The sequence below is a fragment of the Yersinia sp. SCPM-O-B-9106 (C-191) genome (assembly GCF_026183365.1).
GTDB classification, from domain to species: domain Bacteria; phylum Pseudomonadota; class Gammaproteobacteria; order Enterobacterales; family Enterobacteriaceae; genus Yersinia; species Yersinia rochesterensis.
In genome coordinates, this window is sequence record NZ_CP110791.1 from 323,586 (window position 1) to 348,737 (window position 25,152).

Below are 25,152 nucleotides of genomic sequence, written 5' to 3' on the forward strand. Positions count from 1 at the left end.
GACTATCTTTTGATCAACTTTGCATAATAAAAACCATCGCCATCCTCAGGATGTGGCAGGTTTTGTCTACCGGGTGCTGAAGTTGTACCGGTTTCGACCAATTCTGCTTCACTGTGCCGTTGCAGGAAAGCGGCTATCTGCTGCTGATTCTCTTCTGGCAATATAGAGCAGGTAGCATAAACCATTACGCCACCTTGTTTTAGTTTAGGCCAGATAGCTTCAAGTATCTCAGATTGAAGTTGGGCCAGGTCGGCAATATCGCTGTCTCGGCGCAACCATTTGATATCGGGATGCCGGCGAATAACCCCGGTTGCAGAGCAAGGGGCATCTAATAGAATTCGGTCGAATTGCTGATCACCGCACCATTCATCCGGGGTTCGGCCATCACCGACTCGCACGTCCGCATGTAATTTCAGACGTTGTAAGTTCTCTTTAACTCGGCTGAGACGCTGTTCATCTATATCGATAGCTAATACATGGGCCTTTGGCGCTGCTTCCAATATATGAGTTGTTTTACCCCCTGGAGCGGCACACAAATCGAGGATCTGTTCACCATTTTGGGGATCAAGCAGATCAACACAGCCTTGTGCGGATGCATCTTGCACTGTTACCCAGCCGAGTTCAAAACCGGGGAGAGCACCGACAGCACAAGGTGTAATAAGGCGAACAGCATCAGGATAAAGATCATGAGGTAGAGCATCAATATTAGCTTGCTTCAACAGCTCAAGGTATTCACTACGTGAATGATGTAGCCGGCTTACGCGCAGCCACATTGGCGGTTTTTGATTATTTGCGTCCAAAATCTGCTGCCATTGATCCGGATAGGCGTGTTTAATCCGCGCCAGTAGCCAGCTTGGATGCAGGTAGTGACTCTCGTTATTTGCAGCTCGCTCTAATAATTCCACTTGCTGGCGCTGGAATTGGCGCAGTACCCCATTAATTAACCCTTTTAATTGGGGGCGTTTCAGTGCGGTAGCCCCCTCAACTGTTTCCGCCAGCGCTGCATGAGGGGGAATGCGCGTGTATATCAGCTGATAAAGTCCAACCATAATCAAATAATGAAAAACGCGCTGTTTGCCCGTCATCGGGCGTGCCATTAATTGCTTGATACACCATTCGAGCTGCGGTAAAACACGCAAAGTGCCAAAACACAACTCCTGCAGCAATGCGCGATCTTTATCGGAAATATTTTTATGTAGCCCAGGTAAAACGGTACTGAGCGATTGCCCCTGATCCAATACCTGGCTAATTGCTTTGGCAGCGATGCTGCGGAGATTATATGTGTTTTTCATAACCAAAAAAGCCGACAAACGTCAGCAAATAAAGGGAAAGTAGCCCGATGATGAAGTATCGGGCGATGAAACTTATACCCGTTGGGTATATGATTAAATAGATCTTTTATGCTAACTGGTTACCGGGAGTAAACCATTCGCGCCGCGAATTTAACAAATCTGCTGCTGACATCGCTTTCTTTCCAGCCGGTTGCAGTTGCGTGATATTCAAAACACCATCAGCGGTGGCAATTTGAATGCCATGCTTATCGGCCTGAATGATTGTTCCAGGTGCGGCATTGTCAATAGTCGCGAGCACTTGTGCTTGCCAAACTTTGATCGGCTGCGCATCAACAACGAAATAGCTGACTGGCCAAGGATTGAAGGCGCGAATACAACGCTCTAACTGAACAGCAGAAAGTGACCAATCTAGTTTGGCTTCCTCTTTGCTCAGTTTTTCTGCATAGGTAACTTGCGCTTCGTCCTGTACTTCGGGCTGTGCACGGCCTTCGGCCAACTGTTGCAGTGTGACTAATAAGCCCTGAGGGCCAAGTTGCGCCAATTTATCGTACAGTGTCGCACTGGTGTCTTCTGGCTGAATATCACACTCAATCTTATGCAACATATCGCCGGTATCTAGCCCGACATCCATCTGCATGATAGTCACACCGGTTTTTGCATCGCCAGCCCATAATGAGCGTTGGATCGGAGCAGCACCACGCCAGCGCGGCAACAGGGAACCATGGACATTAATACAGCCTAATCGCGGCATGGTTAAAACAGATGCCGGCAGAATCAAGCCATAAGCAACCACCACCATAATATCCGCGTTAAGATCGGCAACTAAGTGCTGATTTTCTTCCGGGCGTAATGATTTTGGCTGAAAAACGGGAATGTTGTGTTGTTCAGCTAATACCTTCACCGGGCTTGGGGTAAGCTTATTTCCTCGGCCTGCTGGGCGGTCAGGTTGTGTGAAAACCCCCACAATCTGATGTTGAGAAGACAACAACGCGCCTAAATGGCGCGCTGCAAAGTCAGGAGTTCCGGCAAAAATAATCCGCAAAGAGTCAGACACATTGGTTTCCTGCAATTAATAGGTTTCCTGTATTAGAGTCAGTTAGTCGGCTCGAGCATTTAGCTTGGCCATTTTCTCCAGCTTCTGGCGGATACGCTGACGTTTCAGTGGAGATAAATAATCCACAAACAGTTTGCCCACCAAATGATCCATTTCATGCTGGATACAAATCGCCAATAAGTCATCAGCTTCTAGCTCGAACGGTTTACCGTCACGATCCAGCGCCCTGATTTTGACTTTTTCAGCCCGAGGAACTAACGCGCGTTGCTCTGGAATGGATAAGCAACCTTCTTCAATACCGGTTTCACCGCTTTTTTCCAACAGTTCAGGGTTAATCAACACTAAACGTTGGTCACGATTTTCCGAGACATCGATGACGATAATTTGCAGGTGAACATCCACTTGTGTTGCAGCAAGGCCAATACCTTCCTCTGCGTACATGGTTTCGAACATGTCGTCCACGATACGCTGGATTTCACCATTGACTTCTTTTACCGGCGCTGCAATTTTGCGCAGCCGCTCGTCTGGGTAATGTAATACTTGTAATACTGACATAAATATCTAGATCTGCGTCCGAGTAGTGAATGATATTCAATCTCTATTCTAGACATTTCCGGCCATGATTGACAGCATCGTCTACCAATTGAACAAATCGGCGTCAGTTTAGGAAATATGCCAGGGAGGCGATATGCTAGCGGCAGAATTATGGCTCAGGATGAGCTACGTCAAAGGGCTCGGGGCAATAAAAAGCAGCGCATTGGTAAGGCGGTTACTGGCCAGCGGTGATGTTCACCTTGGGAGGTTAGCCGCCTATGGGTTAGATCCCCAGCAATGTCAGCAATTTACTCAGGTCGATCCCCATTATATTGACGCCACCCTGACCTGGCTGGATCACCCCTCGCATTACTTATTCACATACGGCGAGCCTGGCTATCCACCGCGTTTAGCTCATATTTCTACTGCTCCCCTGATGATTTTTGTTTCCGGTGAACTTGATGCCCTTTATCGGCCACAAATTGCCATGGTGGGCAGTCGCCATTTTAGCCATTATGGCGAACAGTGGGGGCGATATTTCGCTTCAGAATTGGCTCAAACTGGGTTAGTCATTACCAGTGGTCTGGCTGTGGGGATTGACGGAATCTGCCATAAGGCGGCCCTGAATGCTAAAGGAAAAACCATTGCTGTATTAGGTAGTGGATTGGAGCACATATACCCACGTCGTCACAGTCAATTAGCGCGCGAAATTGAGTATCAAGGTGGGGCTTTAGTCTCCGAGTTTCTGACAACAGCATTACCTATCGCCGCTCATTTTCCTCGAAGAAACCGTATTATCAGCGGATTAAGTTCCGCAGTGTTAGTTGTTGAAGCAACAATGAAAAGTGGCTCTTTAATTACTGCCCGCTATGCTATGGATCAAGGCCGAGATGTTTTTGCACTTCCGGGGCCACTCGGCAGCGCAACCAGTGAGGGGGTTCACTGGCTAATTCAGCAGGGGGCATACTTGGCCAAATCTGCTCATGAGGTTGCCGAACAGGTTGGCGGTTCGCTGCAATGGATATCATTGCCCGACAAAGTAATTATTTCTTCATCTGAGGGGCAAGTTGAATTGCCATTTGCCGATGTGTTGGCTAACGTAGGAGATGAGGTGACACCCGTTGATGTCGTCGCCGAACGTGCCGGCCAACCTGTGCCAGATATCGTTAGCAAATTGCTCGAACTGGAGTTAGCAGGGTGGATCGCAGCTGTACCCGGCGGCTATGTCCGATTAAGGAGGGCAGGCCATGTTCGACGTTCTAATTTACTTATTTGAAACTTATATGCATAACGAGTCGGAAATGCTTGTTGATCAAGACAGGATTACTGATGATCTTGCACAAGCAGGTTTCTATCGTGAGGATATCAACAACGCCCTGAACTGGTTAGAGGCTCTCGCCGACCTACAAGAGGGGCAGAAAGCACCTTATCTCTATGCTGCTGATCCGCAAGCACTGCGTATTTATACGGCGGAAGAGTGTCAACGTCTGGATGCCACTTGCCGTGGTTTTATCCTGTTTCTTGAACAAATTCAGGTATTACACCTTGATACCCGTGAGATGGTTATCGACCGTATTATGGCATTGGACTCGAATGAGATTGACCTAGAGGATCTCAAATGGGTTGTGTTAATGGTGCTGTTTAACATTCCGGGTTATGAAAGCGCCTATCAGCAGATGGAAGAGTTACTTTTTGAAGTCAATGAAGGTTATTTGCACTAAGTGGTAATATCACTGGCAAATAACTTTATATAGAAGGCGTTATGACAAAAACAGTTACTGCTAAGGATAATGGGTCGTGTCCGGAATGCGGAGCGGCGTTAGTCATTCGCAGCGGCGGTCATGGCCCATTCCTTGGTTGCTCACATTATCCAGGTTGCCAGTACATGCGCCCGCTGAAAGCGCAATCTGACGGCCATATCGTGAAAGTTCTGGAAGGGCAACATTGCCCTGAATGCGGTTCAGAAATGGTGTTGCGGCAAGGGCGTTTTGGTATGTTTATTGGTTGTAGCCAATATCCGCAATGCGATCATACTGAAGTTATTGATAAACCGGATGAAACATCAATAGACTGTCCACAATGTGGGCAAGGAAAATTGCTACAGCGCAAATCTCGGTTTGGAAAAGTCTTCCATGCTTGCAATCGTTATCCCGATTGCCAGTTTACAATTAATCAGCAACCCATTACTGGAGAGTGTGTTTATTGCCACTATCCATTGTTAATGGAAAAGAAAACAGCACAAGGCGTAAAACGTTTTTGCGCCAGCAAGTTATGCGGGAAGGCAGTAGTCAGTGAGTAATAACAACGTGAGTAAGCCAGAGAATAGTGCCGTTTTGGCGGATGTGTTGCGGGCATTGCAACAAGAAGAGGTTATCGCCTACCCGACAGAGGCTGTGTTCGGGCTGGGCTGTGATCCTGATAGTGAAAAGGCTGTTAATGCATTATTAGCATTAAAACAGCGGCCATGGCAGAAAGGGCTGATTCTAATTGCCGCCAATTATGAACAGTTAAAACCGTATGTGAATGACGCGGCACTAAGTGACGCCCAGCGAGAGGCTATTTTTTCCTGTTGGCCAGGGCCGGTAACTTGGGTTATTCCTGCCCGTCCTGAAACACCGCGCTGGCTAACGGGCAGCTTTGATTCATTAGCCGTGAGAGTCAGTGACCACCCACTTGTACAGCAGCTTTGCTCGCAGTATGGCAAACCGTTGGTTTCAACCAGCGCCAACTTAAGTGGCCAAGAACCTTGCCGTACAACTGAAGAAGTCAGAATACAGTTTGGTGTTTCACTGCCCGTATTCACTGGTTTAGTTGGCGGGCGTTTGAATCCATCTGAGATTAGAGATGCTTTAACCGGTAAACAATTTCGTCAAGGATAGGAAATAGCATGGATCAGAAGTTTGCAGTGTTTGGTAACCCAATTGGGCACAGTAAGTCACCAAGGATCCATGCGCTCTTTGCTGAGCAAACGGGCATTGAACATCGTTACGGTATGGTTTTGGCTCCTAATGAAACTTTTGAAGAGACATTAACATCTTTTTTTGCGGGCGGAGCGATAGGCGCGAACATAACGACACCGTTTAAAGAACGTGCTCATGCAAAGTGTGACGAATTGACCGATCGTGCGTCACTGGCCGGTGCCGTCAATACTATTAAGCAATTAAAAGATGGGCGCTTGTTGGGTGATAACACCGATGGCATTGGTTTGCTCAGTGATCTTGAGCGACAGGGTCTGATCCAAGCAACCGACCGTATCCTATTGGTGGGGGCTGGTGGGGCGGCTCGGGGTGTTATCCTTCCTTTACTTTCCTATGGTTGTAAGGTTGTTATCACTAACCGGACTTATGCTCGCGCGCAGCAACTTGCAGAAGTATTCCATCATTTAGGGGATATAGATGCTATCGAGATGCAAGATCTGAGTGGGCAGCAGTTTGATTTAATCATCAATGCGACAGCTTCAGGCATTCATGGTGAAGTACCAAACCTGCCTATAGATATTATTAGCCCACAAACCCGTTGTTACGACATGTTCTATCAGGCTGATATTACGCCATTTTTAACCTGGAGTACGCGCTTGGGGGTGACGAACTATGCCGATGGTTTGGGCATGCTGGTGGGGCAGGCAGCGCATGCTTTTCAGTTATGGCATGGTGTGATACCTGAAGTTACCCCTGTATTAAATCAGCTGCGTGATGAGTTAGGTAAATAGAAAGTCACTGAGTAATGCAGGGAAGATATGGTTAATTCCCTGCATCAGAAATTAATCTCTATTTGGTTTCTGCCAGATAGTCATCTTTCCAGCGCACATAGTTACCCGCAGAATAAAGTAGGCCTTCTAATTCAGCGGGCGTTAAAGGGCGGACTTGTCTGGCTGGGCTGCCCATATAAAGGTGGCCGCTAACCAGTTTTTTTCCAGGAGAAACTAAACTACCCGCTCCAATCATCACATCATCTTCTACAATAGCACCATCTAATACGATGGAGCCCATTCCCACTAATACCCGATTGCCAATGGTACAACCGTGGAGCATGGCTTTATGCCCGACAGTCACATCTTCGCCAATAATCAGCGGGTTCCCCTTGGGATTATGTTCTGAGTGATGGGTAACATGTAACACGCTACCGTCTTGAATATTAGAACGTGCGCCAATGCTAACCTGATTAACATCACCACGAATGGCAACTAACGGCCAGACACTGACATCATCACCCAAAATAACATTACCAATGATCACACTGGATCTATCGATCATGACGCGTTCACCTAGCGTAGGTAAGTAATGAAGATAAGGGCGAATAGCATCAGACATAATAATAGCCTCTTTATAAGAAAGTACTTTACCGGCAATACTAGCCTTTGCTGGTGGAATTACAACCAATCGGCGGTGGGGATCGCCATGAAAACACAGCGGATCGACCAAGATCTGCACGTAAGGAGTGAAAAGTATTCAAACAGAAGAAAAACGCGAAAAAAGTGTTGTGCAAAAAATTCGACTCCCTATAATGCGCATCCATCGAGACGGCACACAACGAATCAAGTAGTTGAGTGACCGGCGAAGAGAACAGAGAAAATCAACGAAATTAGTAGTTGACTCTGAATGAGGAAAGCGTAATATGCGCACCTCGCGTTACCAACCACGGGTTGCTAACGCACTGCTCTTTAACAATTTATCAGACAATCTGTGTGGGCACTCGCAAGACGATATCGAAGCCTGTTTCGGCAGGCAGAAGAAATATCAAAGTCTTGAAGAGTGACCAAAGCAGTACACATTTGAACTTCGGTTCGAATGCATATTTGCAGAAAGTAATCTTTGAGCATCGCTATGTTAACTCATAGCAAATCAAACAAATCTTAAATTGAAGAGTTTGATCATGGCTCAGATTGAACGCTGGCGGCAGGCCTAACACATGCAAGTCGAGCGGCAGCGGGAAGTAGTTTACTACTTTGCCGGCGAGCGGCGGACGGGTGAGTAATGTCTGGGAAACTGCCTGATGGAGGGGGATAACTACTGGAAACGGTAGCTAATACCGCATGACCTCGCAAGAGCAAAGTGGGGGACCTTCGGGCCTCACGCCATCGGATGTGCCCAGATGGGATTAGCTAGTAGGTGGGGTAATGGCTCACCTAGGCGACGATCCCTAGCTGGTCTGAGAGGATGACCAGCCACACTGGAACTGAGACACGGTCCAGACTCCTACGGGAGGCAGCAGTGGGGAATATTGCACAATGGGCGCAAGCCTGATGCAGCCATGCCGCGTGTGTGAAGAAGGCCTTCGGGTTGTAAAGCACTTTCAGCGAGGAGGAAGGCAGTCGTGTTAATAGCACGATTGATTGACGTTACTCGCAGAAGAAGCACCGGCTAACTCCGTGCCAGCAGCCGCGGTAATACGGAGGGTGCAAGCGTTAATCGGAATTACTGGGCGTAAAGCGCACGCAGGCGGTTTGTTAAGTCAGATGTGAAATCCCCGCGCTTAACGTGGGAACTGCATTTGAAACTGGCAAGCTAGAGTCTTGTAGAGGGGGGTAGAATTCCAGGTGTAGCGGTGAAATGCGTAGAGATCTGGAGGAATACCGGTGGCGAAGGCGGCCCCCTGGACAAAGACTGACGCTCAGGTGCGAAAGCGTGGGGAGCAAACAGGATTAGATACCCTGGTAGTCCACGCTGTAAACGATGTCGACTTGGAGGTTGTGCCCTTGAGGCGTGGCTTCCGGAGCTAACGCGTTAAGTCGACCGCCTGGGGAGTACGGCCGCAAGGTTAAAACTCAAATGAATTGACGGGGGCCCGCACAAGCGGTGGAGCATGTGGTTTAATTCGATGCAACGCGAAGAACCTTACCTACTCTTGACATCCACAGAACTTAGCAGAGATGCTTCGGTGCCTTCGGGAACTGTGAGACAGGTGCTGCATGGCTGTCGTCAGCTCGTGTTGTGAAATGTTGGGTTAAGTCCCGCAACGAGCGCAACCCTTATCCTTTGTTGCCAGCACGTAATGGTGGGAACTCAAGGGAGACTGCCGGTGACAAACCGGAGGAAGGTGGGGATGACGTCAAGTCATCATGGCCCTTACGAGTAGGGCTACACACGTGCTACAATGGCAGATACAAAGTGAAGCGAACTCGCGAGAGCAAGCGGACCACATAAAGTCTGTCGTAGTCCGGATTGGAGTCTGCAACTCGACTCCATGAAGTCGGAATCGCTAGTAATCGTAGATCAGAATGCTACGGTGAATACGTTCCCGGGCCTTGTACACACCGCCCGTCACACCATGGGAGTGGGTTGCAAAAGAAGTAGGTAGCTTAACCTTCGGGAGGGCGCTTACCACTTTGTGATTCATGACTGGGGTGAAGTCGTAACAAGGTAACCGTAGGGGAACCTGCGGTTGGATCACCTCCTTACCTAACGATACGCATTGCGTAGTGTCCACACAGATTGTCTGATGAATGTAAATGAGCAAGAGCACCTGTTGATGTCGTGAGTTTCGACTCATGCTGATGCGAAACGGTTAGATTTCGGTTTAATCGGAACTTCGTGTCCCCATCGTCTAGAGGCCTAGGACACTGCCCTTTCACGGCTGTAACAGGGGTTCGAATCCCCTTGGGGACGCCAATCCGATAATGTGTGAAAGACATTATCAACTGAATATCTTAAAGATGACTTTACCAAGTCGTGTTTAAGATATTGCTCTTTAACAATCTGGAACAAGCTGAAAATTGAAACAATACAGCTGAAACTTATCTCTCCGTAGATGTACTGAGATAAGGATTAACCTGTATTAGAGTCTCTCAAATAATCGCAACACAAGTTGTCTGCAAAGACACCTTCGGGTTGTGAGGTTAAGCGACTAAGCGTACACGGTGGATGCCTAGGCAGTCAGAGGCGATGAAGGGCGTGCTAATCTGCGAAAAGCGTCGGTAAGGTGATATGAACCGTTATAACCGACGATACCCGAATGGGGAAACCCAGTGCAATTCGTTGCACTATTGCATGGTGAATACATAGCCATGCAAGGCGAACCGGGGGAACTGAAACATCTAAGTACCCCGAGGAAAAGAAATCAACCGAGATTCCCCTAGTAGCGGCGAGCGAACGGGGAGGAGCCCAGAGTCTGAATCAGTTTGTGTGTTAGTGGAAGCGTCTGGAAAGTCGCAGGGTACAGGGTGATACTCCCGTACACAAAAACACACTTGCTGTGAACTCGATGAGTAGGGCGGGACACGTGACATCCTGTCTGAATATGGGGGGACCATCCTCCAAGGCTAAATACTCCTGACTGACCGATAGTGAACCAGTACCGTGAGGGAAAGGCGAAAAGAACCCCGGCGAGGGGAGTGAAATAGAACCTGAAACCGTGTACGTACAAGCAGTGGGAGCACCTTCGTGGTGTGACTGCGTACCTTTTGTATAATGGGTCAGCGACTTATATTTTGTAGCAAGGTTAACCGAATAGGGGAGCCGTAGGGAAACCGAGTCTTAACTGGGCGTCTAGTTGCAAGGTATAGACCCGAAACCCGGTGATCTAGCCATGGGCAGGTTGAAGGTTGGGTAACACTAACTGGAGGACCGAACCGACTAATGTTGAAAAATTAGCGGATGACTTGTGGCTGGGGGTGAAAGGCCAATCAAACCGGGAGATAGCTGGTTCTCCCCGAAAGCTATTTAGGTAGCGCCTCGTGAACTCATCTTCGGGGGTAGAGCACTGTTTCGGCTAGGGGGCCATCCCGGCTTACCAAACCGATGCAAACTCCGAATACCGAAGAATGTTATCACGGGAGACACACGGCGGGTGCTAACGTCCGTCGTGAAGAGGGAAACAACCCAGACCGCCAGCTAAGGTCCCAAAGTCATGGTTAAGTGGGAAACGATGTGGGAAGGCATAGACAGCCAGGATGTTGGCTTAGAAGCAGCCATCATTTAAAGAAAGCGTAATAGCTCACTGGTCGAGTCGGCCTGCGCGGAAGATGTAACGGGGCTAAACCATGCACCGAAGCTGCGGCAGCGACACTTAGGTGTTGTTGGGTAGGGGAGCGTTCTGTAAGCCGTTGAAGGTGACCTGTGAGGGTTGCTGGAGGTATCAGAAGTGCGAATGCTGACATAAGTAACGATAATGCGGGTGAAAAACCCGCACGCCGGAAGACCAAGGGTTCCTGTCCAACGTTAATCGGGGCAGGGTGAGTCGACCCCTAAGGCGAGGCTGAAAAGCGTAGTCGATGGGAAACAGGTTAATATTCCTGTACTTGGTGTTACTGCGAAGGGGGGACGGAGAAGGCTAGGCTAGCCGGGCGACGGTTGTCCCGGTTTAAGCATGTAGGCGGAGCGACTTGGTAAATCCGGTTGCTTATCAACGCTGAGGTGTGATGACGAGTCACTACGGTGATGAAGTAGTTGATGCCAAGCTTCCAGGAAAAGCCTCTAAGCATCAGGTAACATTAAATCGTACCCCAAACCGACACAGGTGGTCAGGTAGAGAATACTCAGGCGCTTGAGAGAACTCGGGTGAAGGAACTAGGCAAAATGGTGCCGTAACTTCGGGAGAAGGCACGCTGGCATTAGGTAAAGGGACTTGCTCCCGGCGCCGAAGCCAGTCGCAGATACCAGCTGGCTGCAACTGTTTAATAAAAACACAGCACTGTGCAAACACGAAAGTGGACGTATACGGTGTGACGCCTGCCCGGTGCTGGAAGGTTAATTGATGGGGTCAGCCGCAAGGCGAAGCTCTTGATCGAAGCCCCAGTAAACGGCGGCCGTAACTATAACGGTCCTAAGGTAGCGAAATTCCTTGTCGGGTAAGTTCCGACCTGCACGAATGGCGTAATGATGGCCAGGCTGTCTCCACCCGAGACTCAGTGAAATTGAACTCGCTGTGAAGATGCAGTGTACCCGCGGCAAGACGGAAAGACCCCGTGAACCTTTACTATAGCTTGACACTGAACATTGAGCCTTGATGTGTAGGATAGGTGGGAGGCATCGAAGTGTGGACGCCAGTCTGCATGGAGCCAACCTTGAAATACCACCCTTTAATGTTTGATGTTCTAACTCGGCCCCGTAATCCGGGGTGAGGACAGTGTCTGGTGGGTAGTTTGACTGGGGCGGTCTCCTCCCAAAGAGTAACGGAGGAGCACGAAGGTTAGCTAATCACGGTCGGACATCGTGAGGTTAGTGCAAAGGCATAAGCTAGCTTGACTGCGAGAGTGACGGCTCGAGCAGGTACGAAAGTAGGTCTTAGTGATCCGGTGGTTCTGAATGGAAGGGCCATCGCTCAACGGATAAAAGGTACTCCGGGGATAACAGGCTGATACCGCCCAAGAGTTCATATCGACGGCGGTGTTTGGCACCTCGATGTCGGCTCATCACATCCTGGGGCTGAAGTAGGTCCCAAGGGTATGGCTGTTCGCCATTTAAAGTGGTACGCGAGCTGGGTTTAGAACGTCGTGAGACAGTTCGGTCCCTATCTGCCGTGGGCGTTGGAAGATTGAGAGGGGCTGCTCCTAGTACGAGAGGACCGGAGTGGACGAATCACTGGTGTTCGGGTTGTCATGCCAATGGCATTGCCCGGTAGCTAAATTCGGAAGAGATAACCGCTGAAAGCATCTAAGCGGGAAACTTGCCTCGAGATGAGTCTTCCCTGGGGCTTTAAGCCCCCTGAAGGAACGTTAAAGACTATGACGTTGATAGGCTGGGTGTGTAAGTGCAGCGATGCATTGAGCTAACCAGTACTAATGATCCGTGAGGCTTAACCTTACAACACCAAAGGTGTTTTGGTGATTTGAGAGAAATTAAGATTTTCAGCGAAGTTCCGAGATTGGATTGGCTGGCTGTGTGATATTACATAGCGGGTTAATTGAAACAGAATTTGCCTGGCGGCCATAGCGCGGTGGACCCACCTGATTCCATGCCGAACTCAGAAGTGAAACGCCGTAGCGCCGATGGTAGTGTGGGGTCTCCCCATGCGAGAGTAGGACACTGCCAGGCATCAAATAAAGCCGAAACCCCATGCCAAAAGCGTGGGGTTTTTGCTATGTGGAAAAGAAAAAGAGAAAAGCCTTCTGCTGCGCAGAGGGCTTTTTTTATATCGGAAAGTTGGTCGCGATTTAATGAAATATGAATCACTTATACCGGGATTCAGCCATAGCTTATCACTAAGCTGACAGAATACTTGGGTAACCAAGTACATGCTTGTCGCTCACAAAATGCAGAGTCACAGTTGGATATCCGACTTGCCTGGTATTGGGGCATGCCTTTTACCGAGAATAGAAAAATATGATTTATTATGGTTGGACTGCTGGCTAAAACCATAAAAAAGGCCCCTTAGGGCCTTTTGTGAATAATGAGGATTAGTGAGAACTACTCTGAGAGGCGCCCAAGCCAGTTTGTGACCGTACAAACTGGGCTTTGAAGCGCAGGCGCTCTTGCTGGCCCTCAACTGAGTTATCTGTGATGGAGAAGAACCAGATCCCGACAAATGCCACTATCATTGAGAATAATGCTGGGTATTCATATGGATAGATTGGTTCTGCATGCCCTAAGATCTTGACCCAGATAGTTGGGCCTAAAATCATCAGGATCACCGCAGTCAATAACCCTAACCAGCCTCCAATCATTGCGCCGCGCGTAGTCAGTTTTTCCCAATACATCGAAATGAAAATAATGGGGAAGTTACAGCTGGCTGCAATGGAGAATGCCAAACCGACCATGAAGGCAATATTTTGTTTTTCAAACAGAATGCCTAAGCCGATTGCGACAAGCCCTAAAACCACGACGGTGATTTTAGACACTTTCAACTCATCGCGCTCATTTGCTTTGCCTTTCTTGATGACGCTGGCATAAAGGTCATGAGAAACCGCAGATGCACCCGCCAATGTCAGGCCGGCGACGACTGCCAGGATAGTTGCAAAAGCCACTGCTGAGATAAAGCCTAAGAAGAAGCTACCGCCTACAGCATCAGCCAGATGAACTGCGGCCATATTGTTGCCGCCCAACAATGCGCCAGCGGCATCTTTAAAGGCTGGATTTGGGCCGACTAACAGGATTGCGCCAAAACCAATAATGAAGGTCAATATGTAGAAGTAACCGATAAAGCCTGTTGCATAGAACACACTTTTACGGGCCTCTTTGGCATCACTTACGGTGAAGAATCTCATCAAAATATGTGGTAAACCGGCAGTACCAAACATCAATGCCAGTCCAAGGGACAAGGCCGATATCGGGTCAGATACCAATCCCCCAGGGCTCATGATTGATAGACCTTTAGGGTGAACTTTAACGGCTTCGCTGAATAATGTATTGAAGTTAAAGTTAACCGATTTCATGACCATGATAGCCATAAATGATGCACCAGCCAGTAGCAATACCGCTTTGATTATCTGTACCCATGTTGTGGCCAGCATGCCACCAAACAGGACGTACAGCACCATCAGCAGGCCCACCAACACTACGGCTACGTGATAGTTCAAACCAAATAGCAACTCAATTAACTTACCTGCGCCAACCATTTGTGCGATCAGGTATAAAGCCACGACGACTAATGAGCCACAGGCAGATAATGTCCGGATAGGTCTTTGTTTTAACCGGTAAGATGCTACGTCGGCAAAAGTATAGCGGCCCAGGTTACGCAGGCGTTCAGCGATTAGAAATAGAATGATTGGCCACCCGATGAGGAACCCGATGGAGTAAATCAGACCATCGTAACCGGAGGTATAGACCAATGCGGAAATACCGAGGAATGAGGCCGCAGACATAAAGTCACCGGCAATCGCCAAACCATTTTGGAAACCCGTTATACGCCCACCCGCAGTGTAATAATCGCCACGTGAACGGGTGCGTTTTGATGCCCAGTAGGTGATATAGAGTGTTGCGCCGACAAACAGCACGAACATCACAATTGCTTCAATATTAAGTGGTTGGCGTTGAACTTCGCCGGTAATTGCCTCTGCCTGTGACAGCGCTGGCAGAGCTAATAGGGAAAGTACGGACCAATGGCGAGTCTTCATTGCTTCACCTCACGAAGAATTTCTGCCGTCAGACGGTCAAACTCGCCATTAGCACGAATAACGTAAATACCTGTAAGAACAAAAGAAATAATAATCAAGCCCACGCCCACAGGAATACCGCGAGTAATGGTCGCACCTGCATATAGCGGGGTGCCGAGCCATTGTGGTTCGAAAGCTATAAGGAAAATGAAACCGACATACAGCGCCAAGGTAATCAGCGACAGTAGCCAGGCAAAGCGGCTGCGCTTGTGCACCAACTCTTTGAAACGCGGGTTATTTTCAATCTCTTGATAAATGTTGTCATTCATCAGAGTCTCTCCTTTGAGGCATTAAATAAGGTGCCGCCCGCAGGCGGCATAATTTACGACGGTGCTTGCATTGATTGTTTTTCTTCCAGTAATTTTTCTACGACACCCGGATCGGCGAGCGTTGAGGTATCCCCTAAGTTGCTGGTATCGCCAGCCGCGATTTTGCGCAGAATCCGGCGCATGATTTTTCCCGAACGCGTTTTTGGCAGTGAGTCAGTCCAGTGCAAGATATCAGGTGTGGCGATTGGGCCAATTTCTTTCCGCACCCAATTGCGTACCTCGGTATACAGCTCTGGCGTGGGTTCTTCGCCATGATTCAAGGTGATATAGGCATAAATTGCCTGTCCCTTAATATTGTGCGGAACACCCACAACAGCGGCTTCGGCAATTTTTGGGTGCGAAACTAGCGCTGATTCAATTTCGGCGGTGCCCAGACGGTGGCCTGAAACGTTCAGAACATCATCAACCCGGCCAGTTATCCAGTAATAGCCATCTTCATCACGACGCGCGCCATCACCACTGAAATACATGCCTTTGAAGGTTGAAAAGTAGGTTTGTTCAAAGCGGTCATGATCGCCAAACAAAGTTCGGGCCTGGCCCGGCCACGAGTCGGTGATGACCAAATTACCTTCGGCTGCACCTTCTTGTGGATTACCCAAATTGTCTACCAGCGCCGGTTGAACCCCAAAGAATGGGCGAGTAGCGGAACCTGCTTTCAGCTCCGTAGCACCGGGGAGCGGCGTTATCATGAAACCACCGGTTTCAGTCTGCCACCAGGTATCAACTATCGGGCATTTGCTGTTACCGATTTTGTTGTAATACCATTCCCATGCTTCTGGGTTGATAGGCTCGCCAACTGACCCCATGATGCGCAGCGAAGTACGTTTAGTCCCCTCGATGGCTTTGTCACCTTCGGCCATTAAAGCGCGGATAGCGGTTGGTGCGGTATACAGAATATTAACTTGATGTTTATCAATGACCTGACCCAAGCGGTTGACACCGGGATAGTTCGGTACACCTTCAAACATTAAGGTAATAGCACCACAGGCCAGTGGGCCATACAGTAAATAGCTATGGCCAGTAACCCAGCCAACGTCTGCGGTACACCAGTAGATATCGCCAGGGTGATAATCAAAAACGTATTTAAAAGTGAGTGCGGCGTAAACCAAATAACCGCCAGTGGTATGTAATACCCCTTTCGGTTTACCGGTTGACCCGGAGGTATAAAGGATGAACAGCGGATCTTCTGCATTCATTTCTTCAGGCGGGCAGTCGGGCGAGGCGTCTTTAATCAGGTCATGCCACCATAGGTCTCGTCCATCTTTCCAATAACCGGTATTACCGGTACGTTGGAATACAACAACATTCTTGATACTGGTAATGGCAGGGTTTTTCAGTGCTTCATCGACATTTTTTTTCAGTGGAATTGCACGGCCAGCACGGATGCCTTCATCGGCAGTAATCACCAGTTTTGAGTTAGAGTCGATAATACGGCCAGCGACAGCATCAGGTGAGAACCCACCAAAAATCACTGAGTGAACGGCACCAATACGAGCACAAGCCAGCATCGCAACAGCAGCTTCTGGCACCATTGGCATATAGATAGCGACAACATCACCTTTTTTGATTCCCAGCTTTTTCAGCACATTGGCGAACTGGCAAACATCATGGTGAAGTTGTTTGTAGGTAACGGTTTTAGACTGATTAGGATCATCGCCTTCCCAGATAATCGCGGTCTGATCACCGCGCTCTGCCAAGTGGCGGTCTAGACAGTTTGCCGCAAGGTTCAATGTGCCGTCTTCAAACCAGCGGATACTGACATGACCGGGGTCAAAAGAGGTATTCTTCACCGTTTTATACGGTTTAATCCAATCAATAATCTTGCCATGTTCACCCCAGAATTGATCTGGGTTCTGCACTGATTGTTGATAGTATTGATGATATTGTTCTGGATTTATCAGGGCATGCTCTGCAATTGCAGCTGGAATAGGGTGTTTATGTATTTGGCTCATTATCATTCTCCTTGAGATTGTTAATAATATGTCAATAAATAGTTAGTTATAGTGTGAATAGATGTTTTGTTTCTTTTTTGGGCGGCAGATCACGCATAAAAGATGTTGATTTAGAGACTTACTTAATGCGCTGAGTGGTGAATCGATATCTTAATGATAGAAGAGGCACTATCTGGACATGCTATAAAGGAAAGAAAATGTGCTCATCGGCTCATTTTCAGTATGAAAAGGGGATATTGATAGGCTTACCTGATCAGGGATATTAACGCAGCGTGATTAACACGATATGGTATTAATGGTTAACTAGAAAATAATGTATTAATTTACATCTGAATGAGAAATATTATTCTAATACTTTTCTGTAATTAAAAAATTATATATATTTCAGATTGAAATATGCCATTAAAAATAAAATTATGAATGGCATAAATATGCATTTTAATATCTTTATTTTTCTAATTCTCTTTTGAGAATTTTCTTAATAACAGCCAGATTTGGTTGTGTAATATCCCAAATAGGCGGAGAATTACTGCAATCGGTTTTAACAAAATACAAACAAAATAAAGCATAAAACCAAACATAATAATGGATTATACAGTAATTTAATTTCGCTCATTTTTCCTACTACCCAGTTAAGCTGTTATTTGCTATTGATGAATTTTACTTTTTAAATAACAAATATTTACTGGGAATTAATGATTATTTTCACCGAAACTCGGCGCAGGTCTGATGTAGGCTTAGTGTAAACAAGGCTTGCAGAGGAGTGCCTAGAAATGATACTGATTTATAACGTGGACGGCTGGCGGGAGGCTGAACCACAGGTTTCATCAACTATAGCCCCGTATTTAATGATTAAGTATTCTATTTGAGGTGCTTGGTAACTTGCCTTTTATTGAATGCTTTGAGGAATTTTTAGGGTATGAAAAGTTTAAAAATAAGTCTGGCCTGGCAAATACTCATTGCACTGGTGTTGGGTATTTTGGTTGGTGCAATTCTGCATAGCCAAATTGAATCAAGAGAGTGGTTAGTTAGTAATATTTTAAGTCCAGCGGGCGATATTTTTATCCGCTTAATTAAAATGATTGTAGTGCCGATTGTTATTTCAACCTTGATAGTGGGCATCGCAGGTGTTGGTGATGCGAAGAAGCTTGGGCGAATTGGCCTAAAAACCATCATCTATTTCGAAGTGATCACTACTGTTGCTATTATTGTCGGGATCACCTTGGCGAATGTGTTCCAGCCAGGGCACGGTATTGATATGTCTGCGTTGACCGTGGTTGATATCTCCCAATATGAAAAAACCACTGAACAAGTGCAAAGTGGTAGCCACAGTTTGGTTAGTACTATCTTGTCGCTGATCCCTGCCAATGTCTTTGCCTCTATGGCAAAAGGCGATATGTTGCCAATTATTTTCTTCTCAGTGTTGTTTGGTTTAGGGCTGTCTTCATTGCCAAAAGAAACCAAAGAACCACTGTTGAATGTGTTTAAAGCTGTATCTGAAAGCATGTTCAAAGTCACACACATGATTATGCGTTATGCGCCTATCGGGGTGTTTGGTTTGATCTCGGTGACCGTCGCCAACTTTGGTTTTGCATCGCTTATTCCACTCGCCAAGTTAGTTGTTCTGGTTTACGCCGCCATCCTGTTCTTTGCATTGGTGGTGCTAGGTACCGTAGCCCGATTATGTAAGTTGCGCATTTGGACATTAATTCGAATTCTGAAGGATGAGTTGATTCTGGCCTATTCCACGGCCAGTTCTGAGACTGTATTGCCACGAATTATCGAAAAAATGGAAGCGTATGGTGCGCCAAAAGCGATTACCAGTTTTGTGGTACCGACCGGTTATTCATTTAATCTAGATGGCTCCACGTTATACCAAAGTATTGCGGCGATATTTATTGCCCAACTTTACGGTATTGAGCTGTCCCTTGGGCAAGAGATTATTCTGGTGTTGACCTTGATGGTGACCTCAAAGGGCATCGCCGGTGTTCCGGGCGTCTCTTTTGTTGTCTTACTCGCGACATTAGGCAGTGTCGGTATTCCATTGGAAGGTTTGGCCTTTATTGCTGGCGTTGATCGTATTCTGGATATGGCACGTACCGCACTGAATGTGGTAGGGAATGCATTAGCGGTGCTGGTAATCGCCAAGTGGGAAAATCAGTTTGATGATAAGAAAGCCCTGGCTTATGAGAAGGCATTGTTTGCGCCGAAACAGATACCGGTTCAAAGCTAGCGGTTAAGCCCTTTATTATTTGTCAAAAATAGCTAGCAGCCCAAAATAGCTACCTATCATAAATTACTTATCAGTTAAAACCCCCCTGTTGGAGCGAGACTAACAGGGGGGTTTTTATTGGGCGTTCCGACCAAAGATGAGCATGTAGTTAATTCGTGGACATTATTCATTTAAACCTAAGCGATATGACCAGTGAATCAGTTCAGCGACTTTATGTGCATCCAGTTTTTTCATCATATTAAGGCGGTGGGTTTCAACGGTTTTCTGGCTGATCGAAAGTTGAGTTGCGATAATACGATTACATGAACCTTCGGTGATCAGTTTTAATATTTGTCGCTCGCGTGGCGTCAAGATGGTTTGATTAGCCTCACCACCTTGAGCCAATTTACTCAGTAAGGCGCTATTCAGTGCGGGGTCAATATAGCGCTTACCCGCAGCGACAGTTTGAATAGCTGCCAGCAAGATTTGCTGTGGGCTTTTCTTCAGAACATACCCTAGCGCACCATTATTGAGTGTTCTGCTGGCGTAATGCTCTTCATGACGAGCAGTCAATGCCAGGATCTTCATGGTGGGCCAGCGGCGGAGAAGCTGAATAATGACATCAAGACCATCCATTCCGGGTAGTCCTAAATCGATAATGACAATGTCTGGCTCGGTTTGACGACACAAGTTATACACATCCAACCCATTATCTGCCTGGCCGACAATTTGATAGCGTGGATAAGCAACAAGCATATTTTTAATGCCATTAATAATCAGCTCATGATCATCGACAATTAATAGTTTTGTGTTCATAAAGTGAATCCTTTACCTGATAATTTAAATAGTGCCACGGGGCCTTGTGGCTGAAATAGCCAATGGGTTATCTCTTCGAGGTGGGTAATATCTTCCTGTGTAATTACTTTCTTAGTATCAATGGCTATTTCCAGTTGGATAACGGCGTCTTGCAATTCAATTAATCCTGCTTGCCCGGCACAGCCTTTTAGAGTGTGAAGACAGTCTGATAATGTGGGGGTATGAGTAAGCGAGTTTCTTGCTTGTTGCAGTAAATCTTGTAGTGATTTTAATATTTTCAATCGAAGTGAGCCGTCAGCTAGATTCAATAATGGTTGGGGCGTAGTTATTTGTGGAGTGAGATTAATCCCACGTTCGAGTTGAAATTGTGCCGTCAGATCCAGAACCTTAGCTAATTGACTGAATGTGACGGGTTTAGAAATATAATGATTCATCCCTGCATGATAAGCCCTTATTTTTTCGTCAGGGTTAGTGTTCGCACTAAGCGCTGTTATCATGCAGCGGTTATCCAGATTAATTGCATCATTACGCCAGCGCTGAGTTGTCATCAGGCCATCCATGCCTGGCATGCGAATATCCATCAGCACCAGGTCAAAATGTTGACTCTGTCCGATACGCAGCGCCACTTCGCCACTCTCCGCCAGCGTAATGTTATGCCCCAATTGCCGTAGCATCATACCAGTAATATCACGATTAGTTTCTGCATCGTCGACCAGCAATATATTCATATGCCAAGGTTGTAGCGGGAGAGTATGTCGTATTTCTGGCTGGTAAGGAGTAGCGTGTCTTTTATTATCCAAATACTGTTTTACTTTGGTATATAAACGGCCTGGTAAGTAACATAATTCTTTCTCCGCCAACAGCGTCAATGGGAGGGAATTAGATTGGCTATTCTTCGATTGGCAGGTTATACCCCAAGCAGATAATTGCGTCTGTAATGGTGAGAGGGGGGCATAGAATTCCCCCTTAAAAGGCATCGCGGGGGTTATTCCATTAAACGGCAGAGTTAATGAAAAACGGCTCCCAGAGTTTGGTTTGCTGTAAAGCGTAATGTGCCCCCCCATCATTTTGGCCAGATTATCCGCAATAGTCAGTCCCAGGCCCGTCCCTTGCCTATGGTCGTAAGTCTGAATAAAAGGGCGAAATATCTTTTGTTGATCCTGTAAATCAATGCCACAGCCGGTATCCTCAACAGTAAAGCAGAGTTGTTGGCCTTTGCGTTCAACAGTGAGGCTAATACTTCCTTGTTGTGTAAATTTAACCGAGTTGCCCAATAGGTTAATCAGGATCTGTTTTAGGCGCTGACTATCCAGCTCAAGCTCTAGAGGGATATCTGAGCTGACATAAGTAGAGAGAGCAATAGACTTACTGAGAACTTGGCTGTGAATAGTTAACATTGCCTGATCCAGCAAAGGTAATAACGCCGTTTTCTCTTGGGACAGTGTTAATTGTCCAGACTCAATACGCGAAAAGTCCAAAAGATTATTAATTATCGCCAACAATGAGTGCGAACACTGGCTAGCCGTTTCTGCTAGCCGATATTGTTCAGGTGTTAGATAGGTATTTTGTAATAATTCGACTGCACCTAGAGTTCCATTTAAGGGAGTACGAATTTCATGGCTTATTGTTGTTAGATGAATACTCTTACGATGATTTGCCTGCTCGGCGACTAATTTAGATTTTGCTAATGCCAGTGTACGTTCTTTTACTTTCATTTCTAGTGTGTCGTATTGCTCATTCAATGTATCTAGTAAATTATTGTAAGCACGAGCAATATGACCTAATTCATCCATGCGTTTAACGGGTAATCTCGGCTCCATCGCATGTGGGCCAGTGGCACCAATGATATTGACAAAATTCCATAAGGGAATAGCCAGGTAATATCGTAGTAATAAAGAAAGCGCCAGGGTGAGTAACAGCAAAATAGCTAATGCAAAAGGGAGTTGATGCAATGAGGGCTTTGCTGCTTCCCAGGCAAAACCTATTCGTGGATAAATAACTAATTGTTGCCAGCCAGGGCCTTTCAGCTGAGTTCTTAGCACTAAATAATCTGGTGTTTGTTGCCAACCATCATGTAAGGGATTATTTTTCAACTGACGGAGAATTTCATATAACTGGTTTGACGGTATATTCTGTTGATAAAGAGGTAATAACTCACCATTCTTATCCAGCAATAAGTTAATGTCTCTCTGCTCAATTGATTGATTATTAGTGACTAATTCATTTAGTTTTAATGAGAATCCGGCTAACGAACCTTCTTGATCACAGGCGGCAACAGAAACATGCCAGCCACTTTTTTTTGTATACGTGGGTGCACCCCAAAAAATATTATCGTGGGTGGGAAACACAGGGAGTAAAATTAGCTCTTTGCGGCGTTGCTGCAAATAATCGTTAGATGCGTCTTGCGGTTTAAATATTGTAATCCCCTGATTTCTTTTAATCGTAAAACTATCAAGATAATAGGTTTGACCTGAAGTGCCATAAGCCTGTGTTACTTGAAGGTCATGCTTCGACTGTGGGGTATTACATATTATTGAGTTAACGAGAGTATTATTCATATTCTCGCCTTTAAGCGGTATAGGGAATCCCCAGTTCATTTGATGATGAGTTTGACGGTTGATCAGCGAGATAGCATCCCGTTCAGCCCCTTCAAATTGGTAATTGCTTAAATCTGCGCGTAATGACGCCATGTGTGTTAATTCATTTACTAACCGTTGACGTATATCTTCATATGAAAAGAATGCTGTTGTGGCAATTGAAATTAGCCAAATAGCCGTTAAGGTTATACCGAGTAAGAATGTCAATCGAGTGACGAGTGATGATGAATTTTCCATGAAGTCACCTGACTGTTTTTTTTAGTACGCCACAGCCTAAAAATGATATCAAGAATTACACTGATTTCATTACTGCTCGTTATAGATTCGTTTAATTATGAATAATGAGTAAATCAGGTTTTAACCTTATAACGGAGATTTGATTATAGGGGATAATTGAATCGTGGTGTTGCTGGAGTTATTGTCAATGTTAGAAATATTGAAAATGCAGGCGTTAATTAAAGATATTAATTTATCAGATACTCAAATTATGCACTTTACATTGAATGGTATTCCTGCCAAAGCGATGGATTATGACCATTCTATTTGTATTGGGCTTTTTTTTATTGAAAAAAAAATGATATCCGACTCGACGATTTATTATATTTCTCTCATGTTAATGGCTCTTGAGGATACGCAAGACTTTGCATTACAACTTAAGAGTAACGATTGGTGGCTTTGGTATCGGCATACTATTAGTGACAGAATAAACATTGATGATGAACATCATGAATTATCAATAAAACTGCATAAAATCAATGAATTAGTTGATATCTTTAGCTCATTGGCAACTCCACTTAAAGCACCTAAAAAACGTATTCTAAGTGAACATAAAATAGATGTCAGCAAGGTGGCTGTATGAAAGAAATTGCTGGCTTAATATTGTTTTTTTTTATGTTTCAAGTCAATGGGAAAGATATTCCTTGGCAAGGTGAACCTTTTTTTATTTATAGTCGAGGTATGACGGTTACTCATTTATTACAAGATCTAGGGGTAAATTATGGAATTCCTGTGTTCGTTAGCCCAGAAATAACTGAAAAATTTAGTGGCAAAATACGGGATAAAACACCCGAGAAAATATTGTCCGAGCTGGCTGGGCTATACAATATTACTTGGTATTATGACGGTGATATCCTCTACTTCTACAAAACTCAATCTATTAAAAGGGAGCTTATATCTCCTGAAGGCCTGTCAACGGCTTCCTTAATAAAATATCTAAATCAAAGTGGTGTACCTGCGGCTAAAAACTGTACTGTAAAGGCTATTTCGCAACTTAATGTTATTGAAGTTACGGGGGTGCCAGTCTGCATTGAGCGTGTGAGTTCTCTGACTAAAATGTTTTCCGCGAAAGTTCGTGAGCAAAACCAAAATAAAGAAACAGTGAAAGTCTTCCAGTTAAAATATGCTTCTGCTGCTGACTCTAACTACCAGTATAGGGACCAACAAGTTAAATTACCGGGCCTTGTTAGTGTGCTACGAGAAATGAGTGCAGGTAATCATCTATCTTTGGGGGGCGAAAAAGAAACAGAGGGTGTACCTGCCAGCACGCCACTTTTTTCGGCAGACCCTCGGCAGAATGCGATTATTATTCGCGATCGCCAGGCGAATATGCCGCTTTATCGTAGTTTGATTACACAGTTGGATTTACGGCCTGTCCAAATAGAAATTTCGGTGACGATCATTGATGTTGATGCCGGGGATATCAGTCAGCTTGGTATCGATTGGTCAGCATCCACATCCATTGGTGGAACCGGTATCTCATTTAACAGTGGGGAACCTCAAAATAATGCCAATGGATTCTCCACCGTGATAGGGGATAGCGGAAACTTTATGGTGCGCCTGAATGCGTTACAAAAGAACTCACGCGCGCGAGTTTTATCTCGCCCATCAGTAGTTACCTTGAATAATATCCAAGCAGTATTAGATAAAAATGTGACTTTTTATACAAAACTGCAAGGTGATAAGGTGGCAAAACTTGAGTCAATAACATCCGGTTCATTATTACGAGTAACGCCAAGGATGATTGACTCTGATGGTGTGAAAGAAGTCCTACTTAACCTTAATATTCAGGATGGACAACAACAGGCATCAATCAGTAGCAGTGAGCCTTTACCAGAAATACAAAACTCAGATATTTCAACCCAAGCTACATTGCGGGTTGGACAAAGTTTACTCTTGGGTGGGTTCATTCAAGATAAACAAATTGAATCACAAAATAAAATACCCTTATTGGGTGATATTCCTTTATTAGGTGGGTTGTTTCGTAATACCAATAAGCAATCCCACAGTGTTGTTCGGTTGTTTTTAATCAAAGCCGTACCGATTAACACAGGGGAATAAT

The 25,152-nt window shown here is 46.0% G+C and carries 18 protein-coding genes, 1 tRNA gene and 3 rRNA genes; 13 read left to right on the forward strand and 9 right to left on the reverse strand.

Features of this window, described 5'->3' with window-relative positions; genetic code table 11:
• Positions 1-2 precede the first annotated feature (2 nt).
• From rsmB to def, 3 genes are all read right to left on the reverse strand, one after another.
• The gene (gene rsmB, locus OP863_RS01410; RefSeq protein WP_038637096.1) at positions 3-1,292 is read right to left on the reverse strand and encodes a 16S rRNA (cytosine(967)-C(5))-methyltransferase RsmB; all 1,290 of its coding nucleotides are present in this window, start codon (positions 1,290-1,292) and stop codon (positions 3-5) included.
• A gap of 106 nt (positions 1,293-1,398) precedes the next feature.
• The gene (gene fmt, locus OP863_RS01415) at positions 1,399-2,346 is read right to left on the reverse strand and encodes a methionyl-tRNA formyltransferase (protein ID WP_145587961.1); all 948 of its coding nucleotides are present in this window, start codon (positions 2,344-2,346) and stop codon (positions 1,399-1,401) included.
• Between the two features lie 42 nt (positions 2,347-2,388).
• On the reverse strand, positions 2,389-2,901 hold the full coding sequence (def, locus tag OP863_RS01420; RefSeq protein WP_004391400.1) for a peptide deformylase: 513 nt from the start codon (positions 2,899-2,901) through the stop codon (positions 2,389-2,391).
• 133 nt (positions 2,902-3,034) lie between these two features.
• Here def and dprA point away from each other — a divergent pair, with 133 nt between their 5' ends.
• Genes dprA through aroE form a run of 5 tightly spaced genes read left to right on the forward strand, consistent with a single transcriptional unit; the run spans position 3,035 to position 6,589 of the window.
• On the forward strand, positions 3,035-4,156 hold the full coding sequence (gene dprA, locus OP863_RS01425) for a DNA-protecting protein DprA (RefSeq protein ID WP_038637094.1): 1,122 nt from the start codon (positions 3,035-3,037) through the stop codon (positions 4,154-4,156).
• The gene (locus tag OP863_RS01430) at positions 4,128-4,601 is read left to right on the forward strand and encodes a DUF494 family protein (RefSeq protein WP_038637092.1); all 474 of its coding nucleotides are present in this window, start codon (positions 4,128-4,130) and stop codon (positions 4,599-4,601) included. Before dprA ends, OP863_RS01430 begins: the two co-directional genes overlap by 29 nt.
• Before the next feature lie 41 nt (positions 4,602-4,642).
• Complete coding sequence (locus OP863_RS01435; RefSeq protein ID WP_038637090.1) at positions 4,643-5,179, forward strand: type I DNA topoisomerase; 537 nt, start codon at positions 4,643-4,645, stop codon at positions 5,177-5,179.
• 7 nt (positions 5,180-5,186) lie between these two features.
• Positions 5,187-5,759 (forward strand): L-threonylcarbamoyladenylate synthase type 1 TsaC, encoded by a 573-nt coding sequence (gene tsaC, locus OP863_RS01440; protein ID WP_038639902.1) that lies wholly within the window; start codon positions 5,187-5,189, stop codon positions 5,757-5,759.
• A gap of 8 nt (positions 5,760-5,767) precedes the next feature.
• Positions 5,768-6,589 carry a shikimate dehydrogenase gene (aroE, locus tag OP863_RS01445; protein ID WP_265525802.1) on the forward strand — a complete coding sequence of 274 codons (822 nt, stop codon included), beginning with the start codon at positions 5,768-5,770 and terminating at the stop codon, positions 6,587-6,589.
• A gap of 58 nt (positions 6,590-6,647) precedes the next feature.
• Here the strand turns inward: aroE and OP863_RS01450 are convergent, their stop codons facing one another.
• On the reverse strand, positions 6,648-7,190 hold the full coding sequence (locus tag OP863_RS01450; protein ID WP_145587953.1) for a gamma carbonic anhydrase family protein: 543 nt from the start codon (positions 7,188-7,190) through the stop codon (positions 6,648-6,650).
• Between the two features lie 304 nt (positions 7,191-7,494).
• Between OP863_RS01450 and OP863_RS01455 the strand changes: the two genes are divergently transcribed.
• From OP863_RS01455 to rrf, 5 genes are all read left to right on the forward strand, one after another.
• The gene (locus tag OP863_RS01455; RefSeq protein WP_162928760.1) at positions 7,495-7,635 is read left to right on the forward strand and encodes a hypothetical protein; all 141 of its coding nucleotides are present in this window, start codon (positions 7,495-7,497) and stop codon (positions 7,633-7,635) included.
• Between the two features lie 99 nt (positions 7,636-7,734).
• Positions 7,735-9,277: ribosomal RNA gene (locus OP863_RS01460) — 16S ribosomal RNA — on the forward strand.
• Between the two features lie 135 nt (positions 9,278-9,412).
• Positions 9,413-9,488, forward strand: a tRNA-Glu gene (locus OP863_RS01465).
• Between the two features lie 225 nt (positions 9,489-9,713).
• A 23S ribosomal RNA gene (locus OP863_RS01470) occupies positions 9,714-12,620 on the forward strand.
• 115 nt (positions 12,621-12,735) lie between these two features.
• Positions 12,736-12,851 (forward strand): 5S ribosomal RNA (gene rrf, locus OP863_RS01475).
• Together the 16S, 23S and 5S rRNA genes with 1 tRNA gene alongside form the textbook arrangement of a ribosomal RNA operon.
• A gap of 362 nt (positions 12,852-13,213) precedes the next feature.
• Here the strand turns inward: rrf and actP are convergent.
• From actP to acs, 3 genes are read right to left on the reverse strand one after another with little or no spacing between them, the layout of a single operon-like run.
• A complete protein-coding gene (gene actP, locus OP863_RS01480; RefSeq protein ID WP_038637084.1) occupies positions 13,214-14,869 on the reverse strand; it encodes a cation/acetate symporter ActP in 1,656 nt (551 codons plus the stop codon).
• Entirely contained in the window at positions 14,866-15,177 is a 312-nt protein-coding gene (locus tag OP863_RS01485) for a DUF485 domain-containing protein (protein ID WP_004391748.1), read from the reverse strand. Before OP863_RS01485 ends, actP begins: the two co-directional genes overlap by 4 nt.
• A 53-nt stretch (positions 15,178-15,230) precedes the next feature.
• Complete coding sequence (acs, locus tag OP863_RS01490; RefSeq protein ID WP_038637082.1) at positions 15,231-17,189, reverse strand: acetate--CoA ligase; 1,959 nt, start codon at positions 17,187-17,189, stop codon at positions 15,231-15,233.
• Between the two features lie 919 nt (positions 17,190-18,108).
• On the opposite strand from acs, the gene gltP reads away from it, so the two are divergent.
• Entirely contained in the window at positions 18,109-19,422 is a 1,314-nt protein-coding gene (gene gltP / locus OP863_RS01495; protein ID WP_038637080.1) for a glutamate/aspartate:proton symporter GltP, read from the forward strand.
• A gap of 162 nt (positions 19,423-19,584) precedes the next feature.
• On the opposite strand, the gene OP863_RS01500 is transcribed toward gltP, so the two are convergent.
• On the reverse strand, positions 19,585-20,217 hold the full coding sequence (locus OP863_RS01500; protein WP_038637077.1) for a two component system response regulator: 633 nt from the start codon (positions 20,215-20,217) through the stop codon (positions 19,585-19,587).
• On the reverse strand, positions 20,214-23,051 hold the full coding sequence (locus OP863_RS01505; protein ID WP_265525803.1) for a two component system sensor kinase: 2,838 nt from the start codon (positions 23,049-23,051) through the stop codon (positions 20,214-20,216). The genes OP863_RS01500 and OP863_RS01505 overlap by 4 nt, the downstream gene beginning before the upstream one ends.
• A gap of 187 nt (positions 23,052-23,238) precedes the next feature.
• Between OP863_RS01505 and OP863_RS01510 the strand changes: the two genes are divergently transcribed.
• Both OP863_RS01510 and OP863_RS01515 read left to right on the forward strand, forming a co-directional pair.
• A complete protein-coding gene (locus OP863_RS01510; RefSeq protein WP_145587860.1) occupies positions 23,239-23,673 on the forward strand; it encodes a hypothetical protein in 435 nt (144 codons plus the stop codon).
• Positions 23,670-25,151 (forward strand): EscC/YscC/HrcC family type III secretion system outer membrane ring protein, encoded by a 1,482-nt coding sequence (locus tag OP863_RS01515; protein WP_145587858.1) that lies wholly within the window; start codon positions 23,670-23,672, stop codon positions 25,149-25,151. Before OP863_RS01510 ends, OP863_RS01515 begins: the two co-directional genes overlap by 4 nt.
• Position 25,152 lies beyond the last annotated feature (1 nt).